The sequence below is a fragment of the uncultured Gimesia sp. genome, assembly GCF_937910335.1.
Classification (GTDB): Bacteria; Planctomycetota; Planctomycetia; order Planctomycetales; family Planctomycetaceae; genus Gimesia.
In genome coordinates this window covers 24,928-31,930 of sequence record NZ_CALEMX010000239.1, presented here as the reverse complement: position 1 = coordinate 31,930, position 7,003 = coordinate 24,928, and the positions used below count along the sequence as shown (strand labels likewise).

Genomic DNA, 7,003 nt, shown 5'->3' with positions numbered 1-7,003 from the left:
ATTCTTTATTGGACCCTGACAAAGCAGTTGTCGTACCTAAGATAATTTTGTCAGAGGTAATCCCTTGCGCCAGTTCCTGAGCCTGAACATGTTGTGGAAGCTTTTCTGCAGAACCATGCTGTCTTTTTTGATTCCATATAAAGAAGGAAACTCCAGCCAACAGGAGTAAAATCACGGGAAATACTCGCCAGCGTTGATTTGCGGAACGTTGTTTATGGTTACGATTGTGATCTTCGGAGAGACGACTATTAGCATGATCTTTTGGGGATTCGGCGATTATGGCTTTTAAATCGATCAGCATTTCCTCGGCAGTCTGATACCGATCATCAGGATTTTTTGCCATCGCCTTTTTAATGATTTCAGCACACTGCTCTGGAATCTCGGAATTGATATCGCGGGGGTCGAGTACCTCTGAATGGCAGTGTGCATACATAATTTGCACGATGCTACCCGCACTATCATAAGGATGTTCCCCGGTAAGCAGTGTGTAGTACGTCCCCCCCATAGAATAAATATCACTGCGGTTATCAACGGGCTTTGATGCACACTGCTCAGGGCTCATAAAGTAAGGTGTCCCAAGTAGCTGCCCGTCTTGAGTCAGTTGCTGTGACTGCTTAATCACCCCTTTAGCCAAACCAAAGTCTGCCACTTTGATTGTACCATGTTTCGACTGCAATAAATTCGCAGGTTTGATATCCCGGTGAATGAGTCCCGAAGAATGTGCTACCCCCAACCCTTCACAAGCATCGGCAATGACCTGTGTCGCTTCCCGAGGAGAATAGGAACCGATTTTCTCAAGATGATCGTCTGCACTTCCCCCGGGCATTAATTCCATTACGATAAAATAAATTTCGTCATGCTGACCAATCTCGTGAATCGAAACGACATGCGGATGAGCTAACCGACCCGCGGCCTTCGCTTCAGCCAGAAAACGATCCAACACACTTTTGTCGGAAGCCAATTCTGCAGGTAACAATTTCACCGCAACATCGCGTTCAATGGTGGAGTCATGCGCCTGATAGACAACGCCCATACCTCCCTGACCAAGCAGTCCTGTGATCTGGTATTTCCCTAATACGCGGCCAATCCAGGCTGCCGTTTTTTCTGCAGAGGGACCCGAAGACTGCGCATCAGATTCACCAGTGGCACTATCGACCCCGATCACCGTTTTATCAATCTCGTTGACGTCAATCGGAGGAAATTCGTCGACCGTTTCTTCCTCTCCTCTTTGATTTTCAGAACCTTTGTCTGACACGGGATTGTTTCCTCAGAACGACTGTCTATTCGATTGCATCAGTAAGCTAAAACGGGCAGGCATTGCCTCTTCAGCAAATTGGATTCACAACCATTTAATAGGGAGACTTGACATAGACCACATATACAGGAATCACTATACAGAATCATCGGTCATAAAATAATTTAGGCAATCGATTTCTTTTCAACTCGATCGATTATTCCTGAAAAAAACGATTGGAAATTGATTCTGCAGTTGGCCCCAGGCTTCATTACACCTGTTAACGAGAAAATGTTGGCGTTAACACTTGTTTTTTAATGAAAAATTCGAAATCTACTTTCGCTTTGCCACGTCGATGGCAACCCGTGCGGAGAAGTTAAATTCAGAATAATCCCGTTAAACCGAAGTGCATGCCCTGGTGCGGTCGTGAAATCAGTCTCAGCATTGAAACGGGGATCAAAATGAATTCAGCTGAAGCCGATCTCCCAGCGCAGGCTCTCTCCATGACCCCACAGAATCGGTTATTGATTGGAAACGCGTAATCTCACCGTTTTCAAATCAAACAGGGCATTTCGGATTTTTCCATCACTGCGGATTGCCAATTGCGCTTTCCCAGAAGGTAATTCGATGGTTCCAATTTTTCGACTTTGATAAACGTCCCAACTCCCCGTACTGGGAACCGTCCAGGAGAGTCGCTGGCCTTCCACTTCCAACAACAGGTGATTACCCGCCGTCCCCGGGGGACAGGCGAATTCCAGATAAACATCATATTTACCCCCCTTCGGGACGTTAAGTGTCCATGCTGCACGATCGTTTTCACTTTGCCAGTACCCTAGATTCTTGTACTTATTTTCAAATTTAAGTGACGCACCATAAATCTCGGCAATTTGAGGAATCAGAAAATAATCCCCTCGAAGGGCTTCCGGCTGGACAATGGCAGGTTGATTGCCGGCAAATGTTTTACGCGGTAGTTTGGCCGTATTCAAGTAGGCAATGATGTCAGCAAAATCTTGAGGGGGCATATCTTTTTCCAGGCCCTCGGGCATCAACGACTTGCCGGTACTCTGTAGTTCTTCAAGCTCATTGCGAAGTAAAGTAACAGGCTTACCATCGTTTTGAATGAGTGTGATACTCTCCCCGCTCTCGGTAGCGAGCAATCCATTATAGGTCAGGCCATTCACAGTCACAGCAAGATAGCTGAGGTATTTACTTTCGATCGCCCGGTTCGGATCGAGAATTGCCGTTAATAATGCCGTCGTTGATTTATCTGTCAAAGCAGACAGATCTGGACCAATCGGTTTACCTTCTTGATTCAGTTGATGACAAATCGAACATCGTTTGATGAATATTTTGTGTCCCGCTTCAACGTTGCCTTTGATTGTAGATACGGAAGAATATTTTTCGATCACTTTTGCACGATTGGTGTTGATTGAGGATGCCAGTAATTTTTCTGCTTGCTTGCGTAGCAGTTTATCTTTGTGATTGAGCAAGACCTGTCTACTGGAGACATCAATTTCGGAAGCCAGGATCGTTTTTTGTTCGATCCCATTTAGAACCATTTTCACCCATGCAGAACGGCTTAGCAACGCTTTCAAAACTTCTGCACGTAATTCAGGCCCAAAACTTTTCCAGCGTTCCAGCAACATCTGAGGCGTTCGCTGATTTCCAAACTGAGTCAGTGCTTTCACAGCCGCACTTTGGAGTTGGCGTGAATTTCGCGGCGAGAGCATCTCAGCCAGAAGTTCGATATCTTGATCCTGTTGATCAAATCCACGACCTAACAGGAGCATGGCCATTTTTCGATTTTCAACTGAAGCAGTCTCAGCGTTGGCTAACGCTCGCGCCTGATGAAATAACGGCTTTAGTTGATCCAAGGCTGATCGTAATCGCTGATTTGATTTTTGATAATATTGGGGAAGTGTCTGATTTCGACGTCCTAACGAATTGAGTAAAGTGGAGACGGCCCGAAACTTCCATGCCTCGACTGATTCTTCCTTTGCCCCTTTCCCTACGACTTCATAAATTTGCGCTAACGCATTCTGGCGTTTCGCAGAGATAGCCATTGCAACCAATGAATTAAAGATTTGTTCGGGAGGCTGTTTGCCATTCAATTCTTGAAAGAGTGCTGTGGTAAACGCATCCAGATTATTTCCTACAGAACTCAATATGGCTGTGCGGAGAAAGTGATCGCTATCGTTTTGCAACGCCATCCGAGCCAAAGCCACGCCCGCTTGTGGATTGTTCCACTCACCAAGCGAATACGCTAATTGGATTTGAACTTGAGGGTCTTGATCACTGACAAATGACAATAACTTCTGCCCGATTTCAGGGGACTCATTCACGATTGATTCACTGATACGAATCGCATGTCGGCGTACTCCGGGATGTTTATCTTTCAAAGAAACCAATGCCGTTTCACTCGAAACCTGACCCAAGCCATCCAAAACACACAAAGCATGCAGGCGTGCTGTGGCAGATTTTCCCTGTTGGACCATTTTCGTTAATTCTGGAACGACGGCTGTATCTTTTCTTGTGACCAGGAGTTGATGTGCCATGTCCCGTAAGGTGCCATTCGGACTTTCCAGAATTTGAACCAGTTCTGTGTGGGTAAGCTGATTGAGCTTTGGAATCGGGCGGAGCGGAGTCTTGTCACGCACGACTCGATAGATCCTGCCCTGCTCTTTCCCCGCACGTAGATCGAGTTTTTCCTGCATGGCTTTCGGAATCCACTGGGGGTGTTCAATCACATGGCGATACATGTCTGCTACCCATAAGCCACCATCGGGGCCCGTGCGTGCCATCGTCGGGCGGAACCAGTTATCTGCTGAAGCCATGAACTCGGAGTTTTGCTCGCCCTCTGCGCGACGGCTGGTAAATGTCGTTCCCTTGGGAGAAACAATTTCTCGATGTACTAGATTATGCACCGGTTCACAAATAAAGGAATTCCCCACAAACTCCTGTCCCAGTAAATGATCGCGATAAAAGCACAGCCCACAGGCAGACGTAATACGGTTTACTTTATTGAAATCATTAAATCTCTTTTGTGTACGACTGACTGGAAAAATCGTCGAAGCACCGGGTCGTATCGAAACTTGAACTTTCGCATTCGGTGTAATGAGATCTTTATTTCTGCGCAGATAATGGTCAGCCAGCGCATAATGAAAACCGGGGTCACTATTATTACTGCCGAACCAGTTCCCCCAGTCGTCTCGTTCCCGACCAAACTGGGTTTGACCCGATTGAGGATCCATTAAACCAGTATCAGGTCTGATGCGTAGATCGCGACGTCCAAATTTTAGCTTCTGTTTTGATTTGACAGACACCAGTTCTCCGCCGGAATCTCCATTCGCCAGATATACCCAGTTATCAAGTCCCCAGCGCAAGCCATTGACTCGATGTTGTTGATTGCCTTCTCCAAATCCTGTAAAGAGCGATTCCTGTTTATCCGCCTTGCCATCGCCGTTCGTATCTTCTGCATAAAAAACTTCGGGCGCGGTAGTCACAATGACTCCTTTTTTCCAGGCCATCACTCCGGTAGGGTAACCCAGTTTCTCTAAAAACAGGGTTGATTTATCATAGGTCCCATCACCATTCGTATCTTCCAAAAAACGCACGCGGCCCGCAAACTCCCCTTTCTCATCAACGCCCAATGGATAGTCGGCCATCTCCGCCACCCACAGTTTTCCATCCGGGCCCCAATCAAAGGCGACTGGATCTTTTACCAGCGGCTCTGCTGCAACAAGCTCTACATGAAAACCGGGGTTGACTTTGATCGTTTTCAGAGCGGCATTGGGAGACTTGGGTTGAGGACCTTGTGCTTCGAGTAATTCATCGAACGATTTACCATCAACCAGATTTTTTAATTTATCGGTATCTTCATTCTGGACCCACAGATGTTTCGAATGAAACCACGCGCCGTTGTTAGTGCCGTTTCGCGAAATCATCGGCATGTCATCGCCGTCCTGACGCTGTTTTTGGAATATTTTTTTCCAACCCTTATCCAACGAGGCAAAGAGATGCAGTGAATAGTGACTCTCATTTGAAAAGAGGGCATCATCCAAACCATCTTCATTGACATCGACGAACCGCAGACCCGCATCGCGTCCCTGGAGATCTACAATGGTCGCATTCTGTGGAAGCGACCAGGGTAGACGTTTCCAGCATGCGTCTGCTTCGGACCAGGCATAAATGGCCTGCTGCGAAGGATTGGAAACAATTAACTCGCATGAACCATCATTGTTCAAATCACGGAATCGCACTCCTTGATCAATGCCTTTCTTGAGTGTCAAGATCGCTGCCTGATCTGTGGGAAGACCGGCCAGGAGCGTTTTGTCTTCGATCCAGGTCTTGCCATCAAATCGAAAGGCCGACGATTCATCGGACGTCATCGTCAACAAAATGACCTGATCGTTCAGTAAACCAAAACGGCTGCGTATCGCTTGAACTCCATCAGATCCGGGTTTGGAAACCAGACGTGTCGGAAAGCTCGTTTCGTTCCACGATTGTTGTTTCGGATTCCAGATTCTCGTTTTCTGAACGTTTTCATTTCCAATGACGACATCCATAAACCCATCGTTGTTCAAATCCAGGAGTCGCACTCCGTTATCGGCACCGCGCTCATTTCTTAACGGCTGACCGGCCAGGAGATGCTGATTCATCCGTTGAAGAACATCCTGAAAAGAAAGAAATTGCACTGCAGGACCATGTTTCTCGACGGCATGATCAATTAATTTGATAATTTGCCCATTGCTGATCCAACCATGAGGATGATAGACCAGATTGAATGTTCCCTCCTTCACCACAGTCGCATCAAGTACGGCAGTCCAGTCTTGAACCGTGAGTGGATTCATCGGTTTTTGGCGATGCTGTGCAGACCAGTCGCTGGGCGTCACACAGGAAAACTCCCAGCAGAGCCGTGAGATTGGATAGGGATATGGGTAGTCAAATATTGTATTCACAAAGCCACGATCGGTTGGTACATACTTTTCGATTTTTCCTTGCCCATCCGCGTCAAGTACATACTTTTTGGGTACTTCCGGATCATTGGTAGTGAAAACGTGAAACACGGACGTATCAATTTGCAGATAATTTCCTTGTGGAGACCGTTGATTGAAAATCTCGGTAAAAAATCGCGGGCTTACCGTGTTAAGCGAATCGCAACAAGGCATGCGATAGGCGACAGGCTGGCTGTTAGGAATCTGGCTGAGTAAGTCCACACATCGATCAACGGTCCCCTTGGCTTTTGCAAAGTCTCGATCCTTTAATAAAGGACAAGGATGATCATATGTGTGAACTTCAATGCTGACTCCTTCTTTGATCCATTTTTGTAAATGCGGATCATTGGGATCGACACGACAGGTCATAATGCTTGACCCGGCCCGACCATCGATATCTTTGAGTCGTTCCAGGATCGGACGCAAATACGCTTCGTATTTTTTAATGTCTCGCATGTCATCAATGGCAAATACGCAAACCGCTTTGACTTGCGTATCTCCAACCCATTGAGGTGTTACCAACTTGGGGAAATTTTGTGAGACATAATAAGGATCATCCTGATCTAAATAGACTAGCCGATTACCTGATTTCAGATTTTTTTCGGCAGCAACCAACGGTGATAACAAAACAAGAAAAATCAATGGCAGAAGACCACTCACCAAACCACAACGAACAATTGAGTTTTTTGCGGCTGATAACACAAACGAATAAATCATTATCAAATCTCCACGGCCATTGAAATCCAGGCAATTTTTTTTATGGAGTCATGTTAAG

Annotated in this window: 2 protein-coding genes; both read right to left on the bottom strand. The window is 46.4% G+C overall.

Annotation, left to right across the window (positions count from 1 at the left end):
• Positions 1-1,255: serine/threonine-protein kinase (locus Q0668_RS09580; RefSeq protein WP_298863446.1), on the bottom strand; the 1,255-nt coding region annotated here is incomplete at its 3' end.
• A gap of 500 nt (positions 1,256-1,755) precedes the next feature.
• Positions 1,756-6,945, bottom strand: a complete 5,190-nt coding sequence (locus tag Q0668_RS09575; protein ID WP_298863443.1) for a PVC-type heme-binding CxxCH protein — start codon at positions 6,943-6,945, stop codon at positions 1,756-1,758.
• Positions 6,946-7,003: the final 58 nt, after the last annotated feature.

Coding starts and splice junctions, on each gene's coding strand:
- Q0668_RS09575 (WP_298863443.1), bottom strand. CDS start 6,945: ATGATTTATTCGTTTGTGTTATCAGCCGCAAAAAACTCAATTGTTCGT.